This is a genomic window from Paracoccus aeridis, assembly GCF_004923205.2.
Classification (GTDB): Bacteria; Pseudomonadota; Alphaproteobacteria; order Rhodobacterales; family Rhodobacteraceae; genus Paracoccus; species Paracoccus aeridis.
The window spans coordinates 254150-274567 of sequence record NZ_SELD02000018.1; the positions used below are offsets into that span (position 1 = coordinate 254150).

19 protein-coding genes and 1 pseudogene are annotated in these 20418 nt (G+C 72.7%); 9 read left to right on the forward strand and 11 right to left on the reverse strand.

Translation table 11 applies throughout. From position 1 onward, the window contains the following. Positions 1–16: 16 nt before the first annotated feature. The 5 genes from ELI80_RS07930 to ELI80_RS07950 all read right to left on the reverse strand — a co-directional run bounded on the left by ELI80_RS07930 (position 17) and on the right by ELI80_RS07950 (position 3943). Entirely contained in the window at positions 17–1183 is a 1167-nt protein-coding gene (locus tag ELI80_RS07930) for a FliM/FliN family flagellar motor switch protein (RefSeq protein WP_161596438.1), read from the reverse strand. Positions 1184–1295: 112 nt separating this feature from the next. Continuing rightward, entirely contained in the window at positions 1296–2168 is an 873-nt protein-coding gene (locus ELI80_RS07935; RefSeq protein ID WP_136650569.1) for an ATP-binding protein, read from the reverse strand. After that, positions 2161–3042 carry a twin-arginine translocase subunit TatC gene (gene tatC / locus ELI80_RS07940; protein ID WP_136650570.1) on the reverse strand — a complete coding sequence of 294 codons (882 nt, stop codon included), beginning with the start codon at positions 3040–3042 and terminating at the stop codon, positions 2161–2163. Before tatC ends, ELI80_RS07935 begins: the two co-directional genes overlap by 8 nt. Then, positions 3043–3612 carry a Sec-independent protein translocase protein TatB gene (gene tatB / locus ELI80_RS07945; protein WP_136650571.1) on the reverse strand — a complete coding sequence of 190 codons (570 nt, stop codon included), beginning with the start codon at positions 3610–3612 and terminating at the stop codon, positions 3043–3045. Positions 3613–3625: 13 nt separating this feature from the next. Then, positions 3626–3943: a twin-arginine translocase TatA/TatE family subunit gene (locus ELI80_RS07950; RefSeq protein WP_136650572.1), complete on the reverse strand. Its 318-nt coding sequence runs from the start codon at positions 3941–3943 to the stop codon at positions 3626–3628. 215 nt (positions 3944–4158) lie between these two features. On the opposite strand from ELI80_RS07950, the gene ELI80_RS07955 reads away from it, so the two are divergent. Beyond that, positions 4159–4737 carry a retropepsin-like aspartic protease family protein gene (locus ELI80_RS07955; protein ID WP_328592242.1) on the forward strand — a complete coding sequence of 193 codons (579 nt, stop codon included), beginning with the start codon at positions 4159–4161 and terminating at the stop codon, positions 4735–4737. 205 nt (positions 4738–4942) lie between these two features. Here ELI80_RS07955 and ELI80_RS07960 read toward each other — a convergent pair whose 3' ends face one another. Both ELI80_RS07960 and ELI80_RS07965 read right to left on the reverse strand, forming a co-directional pair. Further along, on the reverse strand, positions 4943–5401 hold the full coding sequence (locus ELI80_RS07960) for a DNA polymerase III subunit chi (RefSeq protein WP_136650573.1): 459 nt from the start codon (positions 5399–5401) through the stop codon (positions 4943–4945). Positions 5402–5404: 3 nt separating this feature from the next. Continuing rightward, positions 5405–7105, reverse strand: coding sequence for a leucyl aminopeptidase (locus tag ELI80_RS07965; protein ID WP_136650574.1), 1701 nt, complete (start codon positions 7103–7105; stop codon positions 5405–5407). A gap of 232 nt (positions 7106–7337) precedes the next feature. Here ELI80_RS07965 and lptF point away from each other — a divergent pair, with 232 nt between their 5' ends. From lptF to rsmA, 6 genes are read left to right on the forward strand one after another with little or no spacing between them, the layout of a single operon-like run. Continuing rightward, on the forward strand, positions 7338–8486 hold the full coding sequence (gene lptF, locus ELI80_RS07970) for an LPS export ABC transporter permease LptF (protein WP_136650575.1): 1149 nt from the start codon (positions 7338–7340) through the stop codon (positions 8484–8486). Next, on the forward strand, positions 8483–9643 hold the full coding sequence (lptG, locus tag ELI80_RS07975; RefSeq protein ID WP_136650576.1) for an LPS export ABC transporter permease LptG: 1161 nt from the start codon (positions 8483–8485) through the stop codon (positions 9641–9643). The genes lptF and lptG overlap by 4 nt, the downstream gene beginning before the upstream one ends. Further along, entirely contained in the window at positions 9640–12087 is a 2448-nt protein-coding gene (locus tag ELI80_RS07980) for an LPS-assembly protein LptD (protein ID WP_136650577.1), read from the forward strand. The genes lptG and ELI80_RS07980 overlap by 4 nt, the downstream gene beginning before the upstream one ends. Positions 12088–12117: 30 nt before the next feature. Further along, complete coding sequence (locus ELI80_RS07985) at positions 12118–13461, forward strand: peptidylprolyl isomerase (protein WP_136650578.1); 1344 nt, start codon at positions 12118–12120, stop codon at positions 13459–13461. A gap of 28 nt (positions 13462–13489) precedes the next feature. Then, positions 13490–14476, forward strand: coding sequence for a 4-hydroxythreonine-4-phosphate dehydrogenase PdxA (gene pdxA, locus ELI80_RS07990; RefSeq protein ID WP_136650579.1), 987 nt, complete (start codon positions 13490–13492; stop codon positions 14474–14476). Next, positions 14473–15324, forward strand: coding sequence for a 16S rRNA (adenine(1518)-N(6)/adenine(1519)-N(6))-dimethyltransferase RsmA (gene rsmA, locus ELI80_RS07995; protein ID WP_136650580.1), 852 nt, complete (start codon positions 14473–14475; stop codon positions 15322–15324). Before pdxA ends, rsmA begins: the two co-directional genes overlap by 4 nt. 943 nt (positions 15325–16267) lie before the next feature. On the opposite strand, the pseudogene ELI80_RS16625 reads toward rsmA, so the two are convergent. The 4 genes and pseudogenes from ELI80_RS16625 to ELI80_RS08015 all read right to left on the reverse strand — a co-directional run. Next, positions 16268–16513 (reverse strand): annotated as a pseudogene (locus ELI80_RS16625) (DUF4167 domain-containing protein); the annotation flags it as partial. A 279-nt stretch (positions 16514–16792) separates the two neighbouring features. Continuing rightward, a complete protein-coding gene (prmC, locus tag ELI80_RS16400; RefSeq protein WP_136650582.1) occupies positions 16793–17614 on the reverse strand; it encodes a peptide chain release factor N(5)-glutamine methyltransferase in 822 nt (273 codons plus the stop codon). Further along, positions 17611–18666, reverse strand: a complete 1056-nt coding sequence (prfA, locus tag ELI80_RS16405) for a peptide chain release factor 1 (protein WP_136650583.1) — start codon at positions 18664–18666, stop codon at positions 17611–17613. The genes prmC and prfA overlap by 4 nt, the downstream gene beginning before the upstream one ends. Positions 18667–18742: 76 nt before the next feature. Continuing rightward, a complete protein-coding gene (locus ELI80_RS08015) occupies positions 18743–19435 on the reverse strand; it encodes a YceI family protein (RefSeq protein WP_161596439.1) in 693 nt (230 codons plus the stop codon). Positions 19436–19663: 228 nt separating this feature from the next. On the opposite strand from ELI80_RS08015, the gene rpsF reads away from it, so the two are divergent. Both rpsF and rpsR read left to right on the forward strand, forming a co-directional pair. Continuing rightward, positions 19664–20164 (forward strand): 30S ribosomal protein S6, encoded by a 501-nt coding sequence (rpsF, locus tag ELI80_RS08020; protein WP_136650585.1) that lies wholly within the window; start codon positions 19664–19666, stop codon positions 20162–20164. A 20-nt stretch (positions 20165–20184) separates the two neighbouring features. Further along, a complete protein-coding gene (gene rpsR, locus ELI80_RS08025) occupies positions 20185–20412 on the forward strand; it encodes a 30S ribosomal protein S18 (RefSeq protein WP_073060981.1) in 228 nt (75 codons plus the stop codon). Positions 20413–20418 lie beyond the last annotated feature (6 nt).

Consider the following 20418-nt stretch of genomic DNA (forward strand, 5'->3'; position numbering starts at 1 on the left):
CCGCGGGAACAGCCCCCTACCCCGTCATGCCGTTCCGAAAGACCTCACCAGCCCGCGATCCTTGCGGCGCATCTTCGCCAGCCATGTCCCCCTCGCCGGGCCGGACCGATGCAGGATCGATCGAGCCCGCGCCGGCGGGATCACCGGTGGCGGGATCGAAGGGCACGGCGCCTTCGCCCGTCCTGTTCGCCGACCGGTCCGCAACCCAGTCCGCAGCCCGGTCCGCCGGGGCGCCAGCCCCGCGCGCGCCGGCGCCGCCGTGCAGGCGCACGGCATGGCAGCCGGCGGATTCGCCCGCCTTGCCGGTGGCGAGGACCTGCCCCGATGCCGTTTCCAGCGTGGCGTTCTCGAGGCAGCTGCGGGGAAGCGTCAGCATCTGGCCGGGGGCGAGCGCCTTGAGTTCGCCCAGCGACAGCTTGCGCCGCGCGAGCACGGCGCGTAGCCGGACGCCCGCGGCCGCGACCGCTTCGCTCAGGTCGGACGCAGGCCGCGCGGCCGAGGTCACCCCGCCGTCCGCGTGAGCCGCCGCCCCCGACGTCCCTGCCGCGTCGCCGGTCATGTCGGGCAACGCACGGTGCGGGCAGGCCAGCGGCAGAAGAAATGTCAGCGTTCCGTCGCGCTGTCCCGAATCGCCCGCCCGCAGGGCAAGGTGGACGCGGCGATAGGCGACGTCCTCCAGCAGCAGGTCCAGCGGGCGCGGGTCGCCCAGGAAGCTCGCGTAGCGGTAGCTTCCGACCCCGTCGTACCCCGGCATCGTCGCAAGCTCGGCGGCGAGTTCCGACAGGCAGGCATCGACGAAGTCGGCGCACACGGCCGCGTCGGTCGCGGTGGGCCGGCGGGCGTGCATCTGGCGCGAGGACACCCGGCCGATCGCCTGCATCTCGATCAGCGATCCCAGCAGCGTGGGCGAGATCGCGACCACGCCGATCGCGTCGCCCGGCCCTTCGACAAGCGACAGGAGCGCCTGTTCCGGCAGGCATTCGGCGATTTCGGCCAGCGTGGTCTGCGTGGTCTCGACCCGGTCGAAGTACAGCGGCAACTGGTGCACCCGGTCCGCCGCCCGCGATACCGCCGCGGCGATCACCCGTTCGGGGTTGCGCGGCGCGGGCGCGGGCGGGGGCCCGTCGCGGCGGATCCTGACCAGCCTTCCCCGCAGCACGTTGCCCGCTGGACGCGGCGGCACCGGTGCCCGGTCATCTGGTCGCGTGTCGGATGTGGTCTGCATGATCTGCCCGAATCGTCCCGTTCCCGGAACATTCGCAGACAAGGATTGCAAAACGGTTAGCGCATCCCGATCAGACCGAAAGCCCGTGCCGCCCGGCGAGATCGGTGAAGAACTGCCACGCCACCCGGCCCGACCGCGCGCCGCGGGTCGCCTGCCACTCGATCGCCTCGGCGCGCAGCACGGCCGGGTCGATCCTCAGGTCGTGGGCCGCGCAGTACCCCTCGACCATCTGCAGGTACTCGTCCTGGCCGCAGGCGTGGAACCCAAGCCACAGGCCGAAGCGGTCCGACAGCGAGACCTTCTCCTCGACCGCCTCGCCCGGGACGATCGCGGTGGCGCGTTCGTTGTCGATCATGTCGCGCGGCATCAGGTGGCGGCGGTTCGAGGTCGCGTAGAGGATCACGTTCGACGGACGTCCCGCGATGCCGCCGTCCAGCACCGCCTTCAGCGACTTGTACTGCGTGTCGTCGTGGCTGAACGACAGATCGTCCGCGAACAGCACGAACCGGCGGTCGGCCCGGCCCAGCATGCCGAGCAGGCGCCCCACCGAATCAAGATCCTCGCGCGCGATCTCGACCAGCACCAAAGGCAGCCCCTGCGCCAGCGCCTCGGCGTGGACGGCCTTCACCAGCGACGATTTCCCCATCCCGCGCGCGCCCCACAGAAGCGCGTTGTTGGCGGCGTGGCCGCGCGCGAACTGCAGCGTGTTGGCCAGCAGCGTGTCGCGGGCGCGGTCGATGCCGACGAGCGCCGACAGGGGCACGCGGGCAACGTCGTGCACCGGCTGCAGGCGGTCGGGGTCGGGATGCCAGACGAATGCATGGGCTTCGGAAAAATCGGGCGCAGGCTGCGGCGGCGGCGCCAGGCGTTCGAGCGCCGCGGCGATGCGGTTCAGCGGTGCGTCGGGTGCCAGCGCGCGGGCGGGGTCGGACAGGTCAGTCATCGACCCACAGCCCCTCGGCCCGCAGCTTCGCCTCGCGCCGCCTTTCCATGCGGCGGATCAGCAGGATGGAGATTTCATACAGCGGGTAGACCGCCGCGAACATGATGATCTGGCTGGTCATGTCGGGGCCGGGCGTCACGACCGCGGCCACGACCAGCATCGCGACCAGCGCGAACTTGCGGACGCTCGCCAGCCCCTCCGAGGTCACGATCCCGGCCTTGCCGAGCAGCGTCAGCAGCACCGGCAGCTGGAAGCAGATCCCGAAGGCGAGGATCAGCCGGATCGTCAGCGACAGGTAGTCGCCGAGCGAGCCCTGGAACACGATCCCCGCCGCGGGACCGGCGGGCGTGGCCCGGGCCACCGCCTGGGCGGCGTCGGCCGCGCTTTCCACGACCGGCGTCACCATCGGCGCGGTCTGGAAGCCCAGGAAGAAGTCGAACATCTGCGGCAGCACGGCGTAATAGGCGAACGCCCCGCCCAGAAGGAACATCAGCGGCGAGGCCAGCAGGAACGGCAGCAGCGCGTTCTTTTCCGACCGGTAGAGGCCCGGCGCGACGAAGCGCCACAGCTGGAACCCGATCACCGGGAACGCCAGCGCGAACCCGCCCATGAACGAGATCTGCAGCGCGACGAAGAACCCTTCCTGGGGGCGCAGCATCACGAGGCCGCAATCCTGCCCGCGCCGCGCCAGCGCGTCGCAGATCGGGTGGGTCATGAAGTCGCGGATCGGGTTGGCGAAGGAATAGCAGACGACCATCGCCACGACGAAGGCCAGCACCGACCAGATCAGCCGCGTCCTGAGTTCGCGCAGATGTTCGATCAGCGGGGCCGAGCTGTCCTCGATCTCGTCCTGGCGCGTGGGGGAAGCGGACACTCAGCTGTCTTTCGGATCGGAGCGGCGGACGGCGTGCAGCCGCCGGCGCCCCGGCGCCTCGGCGGCGGGCGGCGTGGCGGGGCTGCTGCCGGGCACCGGGCGCAGGGTGGTCACGGTATGGGCGGACATCGCCGGGTCGGCGCTGACGGAGGGATCGGCGGCAGGTCCCGCGGCGGCGTTCGCAGCGATCGGCGCGGGAACGGCCGCCGGTCCCGACGGGCCGGGACTGGACGGGCCGGGACTGGACGGGTCGGGCTGGGCGCGGGCACCCGCGCGGGGGAGCTTGGGGTCCCACTTCTCGAACTTGTCGGCCGCACGGTCCAGCGCGTCGAGGCCCAGCGCCTTCGTCGAGGTCATCGCCTTCACGTCGCGCAGGCTTTTCGTCGCGTCCTCGATCCCGCTGGATCGGGCGGCGTCGTCCATCGCCATCGAAAACTCGCGCGCCATGCCCCGCGCCTTGGCCGTGATGCGGCCGAGGGTGCGGAACATGCGCGGCAGATCCTCGGGGCCGATCACGATCAGCGCGACGATGCCGATCAGCAGCAGCTCGCTCCAGCCGACGTCGAACATGGGCTGTCGCGGCTCAGCTGCGCGGCGGGGTGTCGCGGCGCGGTTCGGCCCGCGGGGTCACGTCGCGCAGGTGCTCGTCGGCGCGGGCGCGGGCGCGGTCGGCCGCGGCCTGCACGTCGTCGGCGGTCCGGTCGAGCGAGCGGTCGGTGGTCAGCCTCGGCTCGCCCGCACCGCGGCGGATTTCCTCTTCGCCGTCGTTCACGCCGCGCTTGAAGGCGGTGATGCCCTTGCCGACCTCGCCCATCAGCGACGACACCTTGCCCCGTCCGAACAGGACCAGCACCACGACGGCGATGAGCAGAAGGCCGGGAAGGCCGATGTTGTTGAGCATGTCGTCTCCTCCATCAGGGCATGCCGGCCCCGGATCGATCCCTTGTCTAGTCCCCCCACCCCGGTTTGCAAAGACCGATCACGGACAGGTGCGCTTGGCCGCAGCCCGCGATCCGGGCATAAGCGGGGGATGGACCGTCCCCTTCCGCGCTTCCGGCCGCGACCTGCGGCCGCCCCTCGCAAGTCCCGCCGCGCGCCTGTCCGGTGCCGCGCGCGATGATGGATTTCGACTACATGCGGCTGGCCTACCTGGTCGTGCTGCTGGTCGCGCTCGGCGGCTTCGTCGTCACCGACTTCCGCCAGCGCCCGGGCCAGACCGGCCGGCAGGCTCTGGCGTGGGTGCTGATCTTCGTGGCCGTGATCGCCGCCGCCGGGCTGTGGGAGGACCTGCGCGACACGGTGGCGCCCCGGCAGCAACTCGTCGGTCCCGGCCGGATCGAGGTGCCGGTGTCGCCCGACGGCCACTTCCATCTCAGGGCGGAGCTGAACGGAGAGCCGGTGCGCTTCGTCGTGGATACCGGCGCGTCCTCGCTGGCGCTGCGGCGGGATGACGCGCGCCGGATCGGGATCGACGTGGACGGGCTGGCGTTCGCGGGCCAGGCCGTCACGGCGAACGGGACGGTGCCCACGGCGCGGGTGATGATCGGCACGCTCACCGTCGGCGACATCACCGACACCGACGTGCCCGCCGTGGTGATCGGCGGCGAGCTGGACCAGTCGCTGCTCGGCATGAGCTACCTGCGCCGCTTCGCCCGCGTGGGCATCGAGGGCGACACGCTGGTGCTGGAACGCTGACGTCGGCGGGTTGGCCGCGTCAAGGCAATCACGACAGGCAGAACCAGAAGCGGGAACAGGTCGGCGACGGCGTGCCGCGCCGCTGCCCGTCACCATGATTCCGACCACGGCAACGGCGGTCGCCGTCCAGCCGGCCAGGCGCCGGCCCCGAACCCGCGCGCCAGCGGGCAGGCGAGAGCTGAAAGGCATCGCCGCCGGGCGGGTCTCAGGCCTTCTTCTCCCATTTCCCGCTGCCCTCGGACCAGTATTCCGCAGCCACCCCCGCAGCGGCCAGCGCGCGCCACTGGCCGCGGGCCTGTTCCACCGCGCGCTCGTCGTTGCCGTCGAACAGGATGCAGACCCGTTCCAGCGCGCCGCACTCGGCCGCCTGAACCGCCGCGCCGTCTAGCGTGATGACGCAGGCGGGATCGTTTGCCGTGGCGGGCGCTTCCCCGTCCGCCACGGTCAGCAGCACCGGCTGGCGCGCGTCGTGCGGGCCGCCGGCAAGGCCGTGGGCCATGAACCCGTCGCCCTGCCACAGCTGTTCGTCAAGCGCGGCCATGCGGGCGGCGTCGGTGCCGCGCAGTTCGATCCGCCAGCCTTGCGCCTGGCACTTCCCGATCAGCGTCGGCACCATGCGGTCGGCCGGCGTGCGGGTCAGGTGATAGAACAGCGCGGCGGCCACGGCTCAGCCCCCGGACGCGCCCGGTGTCGCGCCCGGTTTCGCATCGGCTTTCGCATCGGCTTTCGTGCCCCCTTTCGCCTCGAACCCGTCGCGGATCATCCGGTCCAGGGTCATCACGCCCCAGCCGGTCGCCCCCTTCGGCGCCAGCGTCGTGGAGCCCGGGGGCAGCGCCACGCCCGCGATGTCGATATGCGCCCAGGGCGTTCCCTTGCGGATGAAGCGCTGCAGGAACTGCGCCGCGGTGATCGACCCTGCGGGCCGCCCGGCCGAGTTCTTCACGTCCGCAAGGCGCGAATCGATCAGCTCGTCATAGGCCGGCGCAAGGGGCAGCCGCCACGCGCCCTCGCCTTCGGCCTTCGCTGCGGCAAGCACCTGCCCGGCCAGCCTGTCGTCGTTGGAAAAGACCCCGGCGTGCTCGTGTCCCAGCGCGACGATGACGGCGCCGGTCAGCGTGGCGAGGTCGATGACGGCGGCCGGGTCGAAGCGGTCCTGCGCGTACCAGAGGACATCGGCCAGCACCAAGCGCCCCTCGGCGTCGGTGTTGATGACCTCGATCGTGTCGCCCTTCATCGACCGGACGATGTCGCCGGGCCGCTGCGCGCGGCCGTCGGGCATGTTCTCGACCAGCCCGACCAGCCCCACGACATTGGCGCGCGCGCCCCGCAGCGCGAGCGTCCGCATGACGCCCGCCACGACGCCCGCGCCGCCCATGTCCATCGTCATCTCCTCCATCCCCTGCGCGGGCTTGATCGAGATGCCGCCGGTGTCGAACACCACGCCCTTGCCGACCAGCGCCAGCGGCGGCTCGTCCCCGCCGCCCTGCCAGCGCATGACGACGACCTTGCTCGGCGCCTCGCTGCCCTGCCCCACGGCGAGCAGCGCGCGCATCCCCAGCCGGCCAAGCTCCTCCTCGTCCAGCACCTCGACCTCCAGCCCCAGGTCGCGCATCGCGAGCAGGCGGTCGGCGAAGTCGGTGGTGGTGAGGATGTTGGCGGGTTCGTTCACGAGGTCGCGGGTGAAGAAGACGCCCTCGGCCACGGCGGCGCCGTCGGTGGCGGCGCGCGCGGTCGCTTCGGCGTCGGCGACGATCATGGTGACGGTCGCGCGCCCGGGCTGAGGCGCGGGGGTGCCGGCGTCGGCCTCTGCGTCGGCCCGGCCGTCGGCCGGGGTGCCGTTCGCGTCGGCCAGCAGCGCGTCGTCGGCCGCGCCGGTGCGGCTGACGGCCTGCGGCGGGTTCCGCGGCGCGTCGGCGCCGCCGCCGGGCGTGGCGTCCGCCGCCTCGTCCTTCTTCTGCGTCTTGTGGACCGAGAAGTCGTAGCCGCGAAGCGCCAGCCCCATCGCGATGTCGGCCGCGCGGGGGTGGTTGCCGGCGATCACCGTGACCTCGCCCTTGCCCATCCGCGCGCCGATCGCGGCGCCCGCCTTGCGGGCGACCAGCGCATCGGCGCGCCGAGGCAGATGCACGAGCTGGATCGCCTCCGCCTCCATCCCCGCCGGAAAGGAAAGCTCCATCGCCTCGCCCGGCTTCACCTTGCGCCACGCCTCGGACGCCAGGGCCCGCGTCAGCGCCTGCCGCGCCGCGCCCGGCAGCCCGGCGGGCGGTCGGCCCTGCTCTCCCACCAGAAGCGCCACGCGCCCGCGCGCGGATCTCAGGTCCGGCGCGTCGGCGGCGGCGATGAAGCGGATTTCGACGGGGTGAGACATGGGTGGGCCTTCCTGTTGGCAAGCGGGGCGGAGCCTAGACCCGCCGCCGCGCGATGGCCAGAGCGGCGGCTTCGCGCCCCATGCGGCCCGTGTGCGGTCGCCGGATGCCTGCAAGACAAAGATTGCGCGCCCCGCGCCGGGCTTTCGCCGCAGCCCGTCTGCGGCTAATCAGGGGCAGCGGGAACAACCGGGGCCAACCCGGACGACCCCGGGGGGCGGAGCAAGGGCGCCGATGACGCGCATCGACAAATACATCCTGTCGCAGTTCCTGGGGCTCTTCGGCTTCTTCGGGCTGGTGCTCGTGTCCGTCTACTGGATCAACCGCGCCGTGCAGCTGTTCGAGCAACTGATCCAGGACGGGCAGACCGCGCTGGTGGTGCTGGAGTTCACGGCCCTGACCCTGCCGCTGGTGATCTCGGTCGTGCTGCCGGTCGCGGCCTTCGCGGCGGCGGCGTTCGGGACCAACCGGCTGGCGTCGGAATCCGAGCTTGCGGCGATGCAGGCCGCCGGCATGTCGCCCTGGCGGCTCGCGCGGCCGGTGCTGATGTTCGGGCTGGTGGCGGGGGTGATGGTCGCGATCCTCGTGCACGGGCTGGTGCCGATGGCGCGGTCGCGGCTGGCCGACCGGCAGGCCGAGGTCGCCGAGGACATCACCGCCCGTTTCCTGCGCGCCGGCCAGTTCCAGTACCCCGGCGCGAGCGTCACCGTCTTCATCCGCGACATCGCCGACGACGGCCGGCTGCTCGACGTGTTCCTTCAGGACGCGCGCGATCCGGCCCGCGTCACCGACTACACCGCCGCGCAGGCGCTGGTCGTGCGGGCCGACACCGGGCCGCGCATCGTCATGCTGCAAGGCATGGTCCAGACCCTCGCCCGCGAGGGCGACCGGCGGCAGCTGTCGGTCACCCGGTTCGAGGACCTGACCTACGACCTGGGCAACCTGCTGCCCGCGGACGAGGACGAGCGGGATCTTCGCAGCTATTCGACCGCCCGCCTGCTGTCCCCCGACGCCGACCTGCTGGCGGCCACCGGAGAGTCCGCCGCCCGCGCCCGGGCCGAGGGGCACGAGCGCATCGTCCAGCCCGCGATGGCGCCGGTGGGGGCGCTTCTGGGCTTCGCGATCCTGCTGCTGGGCGGGTATTCGCGCTTCGGCGTCTGGAAGCAGGTCGCGGGCGCGGTAGTGGCGCTGATCCTCGTCCAGATGCTGGCCACGGCGGCGGCGAGCGTCACCGCCGCGTCGCCCGACCGCTGGCCGCTTCTCTACCTCCCGCCGATCGCGGGGGGCGCGGTGGTGGTGGCGGTGCTGGGCTGGGTCGCGCGGCCCCGGCGAGTCGGCCGCGCGGGCGGCGTGGTCCCGGGCGCCACGGGGGGTGCGGCATGATCCTGCATCTCTACCTCGCGCGCCGCTGGGTCCGGCAGTTCCTGATCGTCGGCGGGGCGTTCCTCGCGATCCTGTTCCTGATCGACCTGGTCGAGCAGATCCGCCGGTTCGGCGGCGCGGGCATCGGCCTTCGCGGCACCGCCGGGGTCGCGGCGCTGAACGTGGCGGGCAGCTTCTACGGCATCCTGCCGCTGATCGCGCTGCTGGCGGGGCTGTCGCTGTTCCTGTCCATGTCGCGGTCGTCCGAGATGGCGGCGGTGCGCGCGTCGGGCCGGTCGGGCCTGCGGGCGCTGTCCGCCCCCGTGATCGCCGCGACGCTGGTCGGCGCGGCCTGCGTGGCGATCCTGAACCCGATCGTCGCGGGCACGTCCAAGCGCTACGACGCCGCGGTCGCGCGGATCGACCGTCAGGGCCAGCAGACCGTCAGCCTGGGCGAAGGCGCGGTCTGGCTGCGGCAGGGGCTGCCTGCCGGCCAGGTGCCGGGCACGCTGCAGGCCGGAGCAGCCGCCGCGCAAACGGACGCCGGGTCCGAAGGCGGGCAGATCGTCATCCGCGCCACCCGCGCCAGCCCCGACGCGACGACGCTCTACGATCCGACCTTCATCGTCTTCACCCCCGGCGCCGGCCCCACCATGCGGTTCGAGGCGCAGTCGGCCCAGCTGGAACCCGGCGCGTGGCTGCTGCGCGGGGTTAAGGAATGGCCGCTCGCCGCCGACAACCCCGAGGTCGCCGCCCGCGACCTGCCGATGCTGCGCCTGCCCACGGAACTGACCGCCGCCCGGATCCGCGACGGCTTCGGCGCGCCGGACGCGATCCCCGTCTGGCAGCTTCCCGGCTTCATCAGGGGTCTGGAAAGCGCCGGCTTCTCGGCCATGCGGCACCGGGTCTGGCTGCAGATGGAACTGGCGCGGCCGTTCCTCATGGGCGCGATGGTCCTGATCGCCGCGGCCTTCGCCATGCGCCCGACCCGCGGGCGGCGGATCGCGGCGATGGTGCTGGGCGGCTTCGGCGCGGGGCTCGCGCTGTTCTTCCTGCGCAACCTCGCGCAGGTGCTGGGAGAGACGGGGCAGGTCCCGCCGGTCATGGCGGCCTTCGCGCCGGTGGCGGTCGCGGTCATGCTGGCGCTCGCCCTGCTTCTGAAGCTGGAGGAAGGATGAGACGCGCAGCCCTGACCCTCGCCGTGCTGGCGGCGGCCGACCTGACGCTGGCCGGCATGGCCGCGACCCTCGCCCCGGCCCCCTGGGCGGGCGGCGCGGCGCAGGCCCAGCCGATCCCGGGCGGCGACCTCGCGCGGGACCCGCTCGCCGACGGCCCGGCGCTCGCCCCGACCGAGGAGGACGTGACCGACGCGCAGCTTGCCGACGGCACTGCCGCCGCCAGCCTGCCCACGATCGACACGACGCCCACGGTGACCATCGGGCCGGGCGCGGCCGCGGGTCCGGGCGATCCGGGCGACGACGGGGCGGCGACGCTGCTCGCGGACCGGGTCGACGTGTCGGGCGACCGGGTCCTCACCGCTTCGGGCGGGGTCGTGGTGTGGTATGACGGCGCGCGGCTGGTGGCGTCGCGGGTGGTCTATAACGGCGGCACCGGGCAGCTGGCGATCGAGGGGCCGATCCACCTGTCCCGCCCCGACCTCGCCGGGACGCCCGACGACACGATCCTGATCGCCGACCAGGCGCAGCTGGACGAGGACCTTCAGGACGGCATCCTGCGCGGCGCGCGGCTGGTCCTTGCGCGCGAGCTGCAGCTCGCCGCGTCCGAGGTACGGCGCACCGGCCAGGGCCGCATGACGACGCTGAGCCATGTCGTGGCCTCCTCCTGCCAGGTCTGCGCCAGCGACCCGACGCCGCTGTGGGAAATCCGCGCCCGGTCGATCACCCACGACAACGTGACGCGCCGGCTCTACTTCGACCGGCCCGAGTTCCGCGCCTTCGGCGTGCCGATCGGCGTCCTGCCGGCGCTGACCACCCCCGATCCCACTGTCGAGCGGATGACGGGCTTCCTGCGGCCGCGCTTCCGCGCCACCACCGCGCTGGGGTTCGGGGTCAAGCTGCCCTACTTCGTGACGCTGGGCGATCATGCCGACGTGACGGTCACGCCCTATCTCGCGCTGAACCGGACCTCGACCGTCGAGCTGCGCTACCGCCAGGCGTTCAGCAATGGCGCGACCGAATGGAACGGCGCGATCTCGCGCGACGACATCCGCCCGGGCGAGACGCGCGGCTACGTCTTCGGCGCGGCGCGCTTCGACCTGCCCCGCGACTATACGCTGGCGGCGCAGGTGCAAACCGCCTCGGACCGGGCGTACCTGCTCAACTACGACATCACCGAGGCCGACCGCCTGTGGAGCGGGCTGATGCTGGAACGCTATCGCCGCGACCGGATGCTGAACGCGCGGATCGGCAACTACCAGACGCTGCGCGACGACGAGAACGACTCGACCTCACCCGGCCTCGTGGCAGACACGATGTGGCAGCGCGCCTTCACGCCGCCCGCGCCCATCGGCGGGCGGGGATGGCTGGAATGGTCGATCCACGCGCACCGGCGGTCGTCGGACGACGACCAGTTGGGCCGCGACGCCGTGCGGGCGTCGGTCGCCGCGGACTGGCGCCGCCAGCAGCTGCTGGGCGGCGGTCTCGTCGGCGCGGCGCAGGCGCGGCTGGACGGCGACCTCTACGAGATCGGGCAGGACAGCCGCTACGACGACACCGTCGCCCGCGCCCACCCGGCCGTGGGCGTCGAGCTGCGCTGGCCGCTCGCGTCGCGGGGGACCGGCGCCACCCACATGCTCGAGCCGGTGGCGCAGCTGGTCTGGTCGCCCCGGCGCGACGACGGCGACGACGACGGCCGCACCGGGGGCGGCGACCGCGACGGCGACGGGGACGCCGACGAGGGCGACGAGGTCCCGAACGAGGACAGCACGCTGGCCGAGTTCGACGAGGGCAACCTGTTTTCGTTCAACCGCTCGCCCGGCTGGGACCGGCGCGAGGGGGGGCTGCGCGCGAACCTCGGCCTGACCTGGACGCGGATCGACCCGACCGGCTGGTCGCTGGGCCTGACCGCGGGGCGGGTGCTGCGGTCCAGCGACAAGGACGGCGGACTGACCGGCCCCGTGTCGGGGCGGCAGTCGGACTGGCTTCTGGCCGCGCATTTCGCCGACCCGCGCGGGCTCGCCATTTCCAACCGGGCGCTGTTCGACGACGGGTTCGACCTGTCCAGCGACGAATTGCGCGTGGGCGTCCTGCGGCCGAACGTGCAGGTCAGCGCGGGCTACCTGTGGATCGACGCCGAGAACGAACCCGGCCGGGTCCGCGACGTGTCCGAACTGTCGGCGCGGACCGGGTTCCAGCTGGCCGCGGGCTGGTGGGCCACGACCGACACCCGCTACGACTTCGTCGCAGACCGCGCGCAGAAGACCGAGCTGGGGCTGCAGTACCGCAACGAATGCATCACCGTGGACCTGTCGCTCGACCGGCGCTTCACGTCCTCGGACAGCGTGTCGCCGGACACCTCGTTCGGGCTTTCGGTGCAGCTCGGCGGCTTCGGGCGGCAGGCCGACCTGCCGGGACAGGTGGCGCGGCGCGCCTGCGTGCGCTAGTCTCGCGCTCGATCTTCAGGGGAACGACCAATGCGGCGGATCATTCGGGTAACGGCCTTGGCCATGATGCTGGGCGGCGCGGCGCTGCCGGTGGCGGCGCAAAGCCCCTTTGCGCCGGTCATCTACGTCAACGACGCGGCCGTGACCGCGTTCGAGCTGGACCAGCGGATGCGCTTCGTGCAGGTGCTGGGCGGCGCCAACGCGGACCGCGAAAGCGTGCTGCGCGAACTGGTCAACGACCGCCTGAAGACGCAGGCCGCGCGCCAGATCGGGATCGAGATCACCGACGAGGCGCTGCAGCAGGGCCTGGCCGAGTTCGCCGGCCGCGCGAACCTCGGCACCGACGAATTCATCGCGGAACTGGGCCGCGCCGGGGTCGAGCCGCAGTCGTACCGCGACTTCGTGCGCGCGGGCATCGCCTGGCGCGAGGTCGTGCGCGCGCGCATCGTGCCCCAGATCAACGTGACCGACCGCGAGGTGGAACAGGCCCTGACCCGCCAGCTGCAGGCCCCGATCGTGACGGACGTGCTGCTGTCGGAACTGGTAATCCCCGCCCCGCCCGGCGCGGAATCGCGGGCGCTCGCGCAGGCCACCGAGGTCGCCGGCAGCGTCAGGTCCGAAGCCGACTTCGCCGCCGCCGCCCGGCGCCTGTCGGCCACCCCCACCGCGCCGCAGGGCGGGCGGCTGCCGTGGACGCCGCTCGACAACCTTGCGCCGTCGCTGCGCCAGATCGTGCTGCGTATCGAGCCGGGGCGAAGCTCCGCCCCGCTGACGGTGCCGGGCGCGGTCGTCCTGTTCTTCGTGCGCGACACCCGCGGCACCCAGCGCGCCGGCGCGAACGACCAGACGGTCGATTACCTGACGATGACGCTGCCGTCGGCCGCCGAAGGGGCGCGCATCCTTTCCGTGGCCCGGTCCTGCGAGGAGGTGCGTGCCGAGGCGCGCCGCTACTCCCCCGACCCGGTCAGCCGCCAGACCGTCCCGCTGGGCGCGGTGCCCGCCGACATCGCCCAGCGGCTGGCGAGCCTCGACGACAACGAAGGGTCGGTCATCGACTACGGCGCCGGCGCCCGGCTGGTGATGCTGTGCGACCGCACCCCCACCGCGCTGGTCGAGGCAGAGCCCGCCTGGATCACGCCCCCGGGCGTCGCCCCGACCGCCACGCGCGAATCGCAGGCGGCGGCAGTCCCGGCTGCACCCGCGGGCGACGCTGCATCCGCGGACGCCGCGCCGGCCGAAACCGCCGAGCCGGGCGTGCCGCCGCTCGCCGCGCGCGCGGACGTACGGGAGGACATCTTCAACGCGCGGATCAGCGCCGCCGCGGACGCCTATCTGGCCGAACTGCGCGCCGACGCGCTGGTGCGCCAGCCGTGACGCGGGCGCGCGCGCGGACCTGCGCCTGATGCCGCAGCCCATCATCCTGACCTGCGGCGAACCCGCCGGGATCGGGCCGGAACTCGCGCCGCAGGCGCTGGCCGCGGGCGTGCCCGTCGTCTGGATGGGTGATCCCGCGCACCTGCCGCCGGGCACCCCGTGGCAGGCGGTCGAGCGCCCGTCCGATCCGGTCGGTGTCGGCGTCCTGCCGGTGCTGGCCCATCCGTTCCCGGCCGCCGCCACGCCCGGCACGCCCGACCCCGCGAACGCCGCCGCCGTGATCGAGGTGATCGCGCGCGCCGTCGCCCTTGCACGCTCGGGCGCTGCGGGCGGGATCTGCACCCTTCCCATCAGCAAGCAGGCGCTGATCGACGGCGCGGGCTTCGCCTTTCCGGGGCATACCGAATACCTCGCCCATCTCGCCGGGGGCGTGGACGTGGCGATGATGCTGGCGTCCACGACGGTGAACCCGCCCTGCCGGGTGGTGCCGGCGACCATCCACATCGCGCTGGATGCGGTGCCCGCCGCCTTCACCCCCGACCTGCTGACCCGCGCGATCCTCACCACCCACGACGCGCTGGTCCGCGACTTTGGCATCCGCGCGCCCCGGATCGCCGTCGCGGGGCTGAACCCGCACGCGGGCGAAGGCGGCCGCATGGGCCGGGCCGAGGTCGACTGGATGGCGCCGCTTCTGGGCGCGCTGCGGCAGCGCGGGCTGGACCTGCTGGGGCCCCTGCCCGCCGACACCATGTTCCACGCGCCCGCGCGGGCGCAGTGGGACGCGGCCGTCTGCGCCTATCACGACCAGGCGCTGATCCCGATCAAGACGCTGGACTTCGCCGGCGGGGTGAACGTCACGCTGGGGCTGCCGTTCGTGCGGACCTCGCCCGACCACGGCACCGCCTTCGACATCGCCGGGCGCGGCATCGCCGATCCGTCCAGCATGCTGGCGGCGCTGAGGATGGCGTGGAACATGGCCTCGGCCCGCGCCTCCGGCGACGTCGCGACCCTATGACGCGGATCGACGCGCTTCCGCCCCTGCGCGAGGTCATCGCCCGCCACGACCTGCGCGCGAAGAAGCAGCTGGGCCAGAACTTCCTCCTGGACCTGAACCTGACCGCGCGGATCGCCCGCGCCGCGGGCGACCTGACACAGTGCGACGTGCTCGAGATCGGGCCGGGTCCGGGCGGCCTCACGCGCGGGCTGCTGGCCGAAGGGGCGCGCCACGTCCTCGCGATCGAAAAGGACGCGCGCGCGATCCCGGCCTTGCAGGAAATCGCGGACGCCTGTCCGGGGCGGCTGACGATCATCCACGGCGACGCGCTGGACGTCGATCCGCTGGCGCACCTGACCCCGCCGGTGCGGATCGCGGCGAACTTGCCCTACAATGTCGGGACGGAACTGCTGATCCGCTGGCTGACGCCGCCGCAATGGCCGCCCTTCTGGCAGTCGCTGACGCTGATGTTCCAGAAGGAGGTCGCGCAGCGGATCGTCGCGAAGCCGGGAAGCAAGGCCTACGGGCGGCTCGCGCTGCTCGCGCAGTGGCGCTGCGACGCGCAGATCGTGCTGACGCTGCCGCCGCAGGCCTTCGTGCCGGCGCCCAAGGTCGAATCCGCCGTGGTGCAGCTGACCGCCCTTCCCGGCCCCCGCTTTCCTGCCGATCCGGCGGTGCTGTCCGAACTGACCGCCGCCGCCTTCAACCAGCGCCGCAAGATGCTGCGCGCGGCGCTTCGTGGCGTGCACCCCGAAATCGAGGCGCTGCTGACCGCGTCCGGGATCCCGCCGACCGCCCGCGCCGAGGAGATCGGGCTGGAAGCGTTCTGCACCCTCGCCCGCAACCTGGCGGAGGCGCGGCGGACCTGACGCCGCCATTGCTGCAATGAAAAGCGGCGGCGCCCGGAAGGCGCTGCCGCTGGTCCATCTCATCCCCGGCCGTTCAGTCCTCGGCGGCGGCTTCCGCTTCGGGCGCGGCCTTCTTGCGCCGCGTACGCGGGGCGGCGGTCGCATCGGCAGCGGCGCCGGCGGCAGCGCGCGGGGTCCGCGCACGGGGCGCGCGCGCCGGGCGCGGCTGCTCGGTCGCCTGCGTCTCGGGCGTGGTCACCGGACCATGGTCCTCGTCGGTCGCAATCGCCTCGGGGATCGCCGGGAGGGCTGCGGCAGGAATTGCCGCAGGACTCTCCGTCACGTCGGCGTCGTCGGCGCTCGCAGCAACGGCCGAGCGCAGGAAGGCAGGGGCGCTGTCCTCGTCCCGCAGGCGCAGCGCGTCGTCGGCATCGTCGCCGTCGTCCCCGGCCGTTGCCGGTGCGATCAGGCTGCGCGCGTCGAGCGAAGCGGTGTCCGTGTCGGCGGGACGGTCCACGACCTCCTCGATGGCGTCGTCGCGATCCTCGAACGGATCGGCGCGGCCCTCGGATTGCGCGGCGGCCCCGGTCTCGGCACGAATGTCGGGCTGGACATCGGCCGGCCGGTCGCCCGCGCGATCGTCGCGGCGGCCGTCCCGAGGGGCATCACGAGAGGCATCGCGAGAGCCGTCACGGCGGTTGTCGTCCCGGCGCCCGTCGCGCCGATCATCGCGACGCCCGTCGCGGCGATCGTCGCGGCGGTCATCACGATCGTTGCGGATGCCTTCGGCGCGGTTGTCGCGGTTGTCCCGGCGCTCGCCACCGTTCTGCTGGCCGTTCTGCTGCCCGTGCTGCTGCCCGTTCTGCTGACGGTCGTAGCCCTGCTGGCCGCCGTTCTGGCGATCCTCGCGGTCGTCGCCGTACTGCTGGCCCGGCTGGCCGGATTGCTGCTGGCGCTCGTTCTGTTCGCGCGCCGCCTCGGCCAGCATGCGGGTGTAGTGCTCGGCGTGCTGGAAGAAGCTCTGTTCCGCCACCCGGTCGCCCGAAAGCTGGGCGTCGCGGGCGAGGGCCAAGTATTTCTCGATGATCTGCTGGGGGGTGCCGCGGACCTTGCCTTCGGGGCCGGAGCTGTCGAAGACGCGGTTGACGACATTGCCAAGCGTGCGCTGGCCGCGGGACTTGTTACGCGAACGGGATTTCGATGATCTCATCAGCTTTTTTCGGTTGGCGTCCGAGCGGGCTTTCGGCGCACGTCGATGGGTTCGAGTCAGAGCCACGGCGTGCCGCACGGGAGCGAAGTTCCAGAGGGCAGGCGCATTCAAGGCTGGCATGTTCGACGCTGGCGCATGCAGCGCGCCGGTCGAGCGAACGATGTCAGATTGACCCGTGCGGATAACATCAATCCGTCACAATGCCGAATAAGCATGCAGCGGGCAGGCTTACAAGCGAAAAATCCGTGAGCTTTGCAGAAAGCGGGCGTCCGGCGCGGATCAGCCCGCCTGCCCCATGACGACGCGATCACGCCCGTCGAGGTCGAGCAGCACCCGCACGCCGCCGAAGCCCGCGGCCGTCATCATGTCGCCCACCGCCGATCCCTGCGCGGGCCCGATCTCGACCAGCAGCCAGCCCCCGGGCGACAGGTGCGAGGGCGCGCCGGTCGTGATGGCGCGGTAAGCGGCAAGGCCGTCGCCCTCGTCGGTCAGGGCCGACCGCGGCTCCCAGTCGCGCACCTCGGGCGATAGGCCGTCCATCTCGTCCAGCGCGATATAGGGCGGGTTCGACACGATCAGGTCGAAGCGGCCGTCGACCTGCGCGAACCAGTCCGAGCGGACGAAGGCCGCATCGATCCCCAGCGCGGCCGCGTTGCCGCGCGCGACGGCAAGCGCCGCCTCCGACAGGTCGGTGGCCGTTCCTTGAGCGCCGGGCCGGTCCGCCAGCAGCGACAGCAGGATCGCCCCGGTCCCGGTGCCGAGGTCGAGGACCGAGCGCCACGGCAGGTCCAGCGCCGCCGCGACCAGCGTCTCGGTTTCGGGGCGCGGGTCCAGCGTATCGCGCGTCACGCGGAAGCGGTGCTTCCAGAAGTCGCGGCAACCGATGATCTGCGACACCGGCTGGCGCGACGCCCGCGCTGCAAGCGCGGCGTCGAGCACCTGGAGCTGCCGGTCCGTCGGGGCATGGTCCGACCAGCGCACCCGGTCCGGGGCGATCCCGAGCGCATGCGCCAGCAGCCGCCGCGCGTCGCCCTGCGGATCGGCGATGCCCGCCTCTGCCAGCCGGGCCGTCGCCTGTGCCAGCAGCGCGGCGGGCGTCACCCCTCGGCCTCGGCCAGCTTCGCGGCCTGGTCGTGGGCGACGAGCGCGTCGATGATCTCGCCCAGGTCCCCCTGCATCACCCGGTCCAGCGAATACAGCGTCAGGTTGATGCGGTGGTCCGTCACCCGGCCCTGCGGGAAGTTGTAGGTGCGGATGCGTTCGCTGCGGTCGCCGCTGCCGACCTGGCTGCGGCGATCCGCCGACCGCTCGGCCTCCGCGCGCGCGCGTTCCATCTCGTAGAGCCGCGCCCGCAGCACCGACATCGCGTTGGCGCGGTTCTGGTGCTGCGACTTTTCCGACGAGGTGACGATGATCCCGGTCGGCAGGTGGGTGATCCGCACCGCCGAATCGGTGGTGTTGACGTGCTGCCCGCCCGCCCCCGACGCGCGCATCGTGTCGATGCGGATGTCGGCGGCGGGAATGTCGATGTCGACCTCCTCCGCCTCGGGCAGGACCGCGACGGTGGCGGCCGAGGTGTGGATGCGGCCGCCGGATTCCGTTTCCGGCACGCGCTGGACCCGGTGCACGCCGGATTCGTACTTGAGGCGTGCGAACACGCCCTCGCCCTCGACGCGGACGGTCGCCTCGCGCACCCCGCCGAGTTCCGAGAGCGCCAGTTCGAGGACCTGGAAACTCCACCCCTGCGCCTCGGCGTGGCGCTGGTACATGCGAAGCAGGTCGCCCGCGAACAGCGCCGCCTCGTCGCCGCCGGTGCCGGGGCGGATCTCGATGATGGCGGGGCGGGCGTCGGCGGCATCGCGGGGCAGCAGCGCCAGCCGCAGCGCCTGTTCCTGCCCGGGCATGGCGGCGCGAAGGCGCGACAGCTCGTCCTCGGCCAGCTCGCGCATCTCGGGATCGGCGAGCATCGCCTGCGCCTCGGCCAGCGCGTCCCGCGCGGCGTTCCATTCGTCGATCTGCGCGACGACCGGCTTCAGCTCGGCATATTCGCGGCTGATCCGCGCGATCTCGTCGGGCGGCGGGCCGGCATTCAGCCGCGCCTCGAGGAACTCGAACCGCTGGGTGATCTGGGCAAGGCGCTCGGCGGGCAGCATGGTGCGGGATTAGCCGCCGGGCCGGGGCGCGGCAAGCCGCCGCGGCGCGGGCGCCGCAACGAAAGACCGGGGTCGTTCAGCCCTTCGCGGCTTCGGCAGAGATTTCCAGCCTCACCTCGTCGCCGATCGCGGGGACGAACGCGCCAAGGCCGAAGTCCGACCGCTTCAGCGTGCCGGTGATGTCGAACCCGGCCGCGGGCTGGCCGGTCATCGGGTGCTTGCCCAGCCGGCGCAGCGTCACGTCCAGCGTGAAAGGCGCGGTCACGTCGTTCAGGTGCAGGTCGCCGGTCACGCGGGCGGTGTGGGGGCCGGTCGGCTCGACGGCGGTCGAGGTGAAGGTGACGGCGGTCGCGGGCGCGGCGCCGTCGAACAGGTCGGGGCCGAACATCTCTTCGTCGAGCTGGCGCGACACGGTCTGGATCGCGGACAGCGGGAACGCGACCTCGACCCTGCTGCTGGCGGGCGCCGCCGGGTCCAGCGTGATCGTGCCCGACACGCCCCGGATGATGCCGCGGCTGGTGGACGAGCCGAGGTGGTCGTAGCTGAAGACGATCGCGCTGTGTTCCTGGTCCAGCACGTAGTCGCCCCCAGGCGCCTCGGGGTCGATGGCCGGGGCGGCTGCGGCCGCCGGCGCTGCATGGGTCGCGGCGGCCCCGTCCGGGGGCGCGGCCGCCGCGGCGGGGGGCGTGCCCGTGGGTGGGGCCGCGTCCTGGGCCAGCGCGGGCGAGACCAGCGCGAGAAGAAGGACGGCGGGAACGAGGCGGGTCATGGAGCAATCCCTTGCTGGATCCGTCTGATGACCGGACGCTAGCGGGGCTGCCCGCGCCGGGCAAGCGCCGGCGACCCGCGCCCCTGCCCCGATTCGCCTTGCGCGCCGGGCGCGCCCCTGTATAAGGCCGCATCCTTCCGCAACGATGCGAATCCGGCGCAGCCTCTCGTGGCGGGGCGCGGAAGGGATTTCCCGCCTATGAAGCGCGCCCGAGACGAAAGGGATGGCATGCCGCTTTACGAGCATGTGCTGATCGCCCGCCAGGACCTGTCGAACACGCAGGCCGAAGGGCTGGTCGAACACTTCTCCACCGTGCTGACCGACAACGGCGGCACCGTGAAGGACAGCGAATACTGGGGCGTGCGGACGCTCGCCTACAAGATCAACAAGAACCGCAAGGGCCACTACGCGCTGCTGCGCACGGACGCGCCCTCGGCCGCCGTGCAGGAGATGGAGCGTCTGGCCCGCCTGCACGACGACGTCATGCGCGTGCTGACCATCAAGGTCGATGAGCACCAGGAAGGCCCCTCGGTCCAGATGCAGCGCCGCGACGACCGCGACGGGCGTGACCGTGGCCCCCGTGGCGACCGTGGTGGCGATCGCGGCGACCGCGGTGACCGCGGCGGCGACCGTGGTGATCGTGGTGGCGACCGTGGCGATCGTCCGCGCTTCGACCGCGACGATCGTGGTGGCGACCGGGGCGGCGAACGCCGCGAAGACCGCGTCTGAGCACAGGGAGAGACAGACCAATGGCGACCAAACCGTTTTTCCGCCGCCGGAAAGTCGATCCGTTCGGGGGCGACAACGCGCCCGCGATCGACTACAAGGACACCCGCCTGCTGCAGCGCTACATCAGCGAGCGCGGCAAGATCGTCCCGTCCCGCATCACCGCAGTTTCCGCGAAGAACCAGCGCAAGCTGGCGCAGGCGATCAAGCGCGCCCGCTTCCTCGCCCTGCTGCCCTACGCCGTGAAGTAAGGAGAG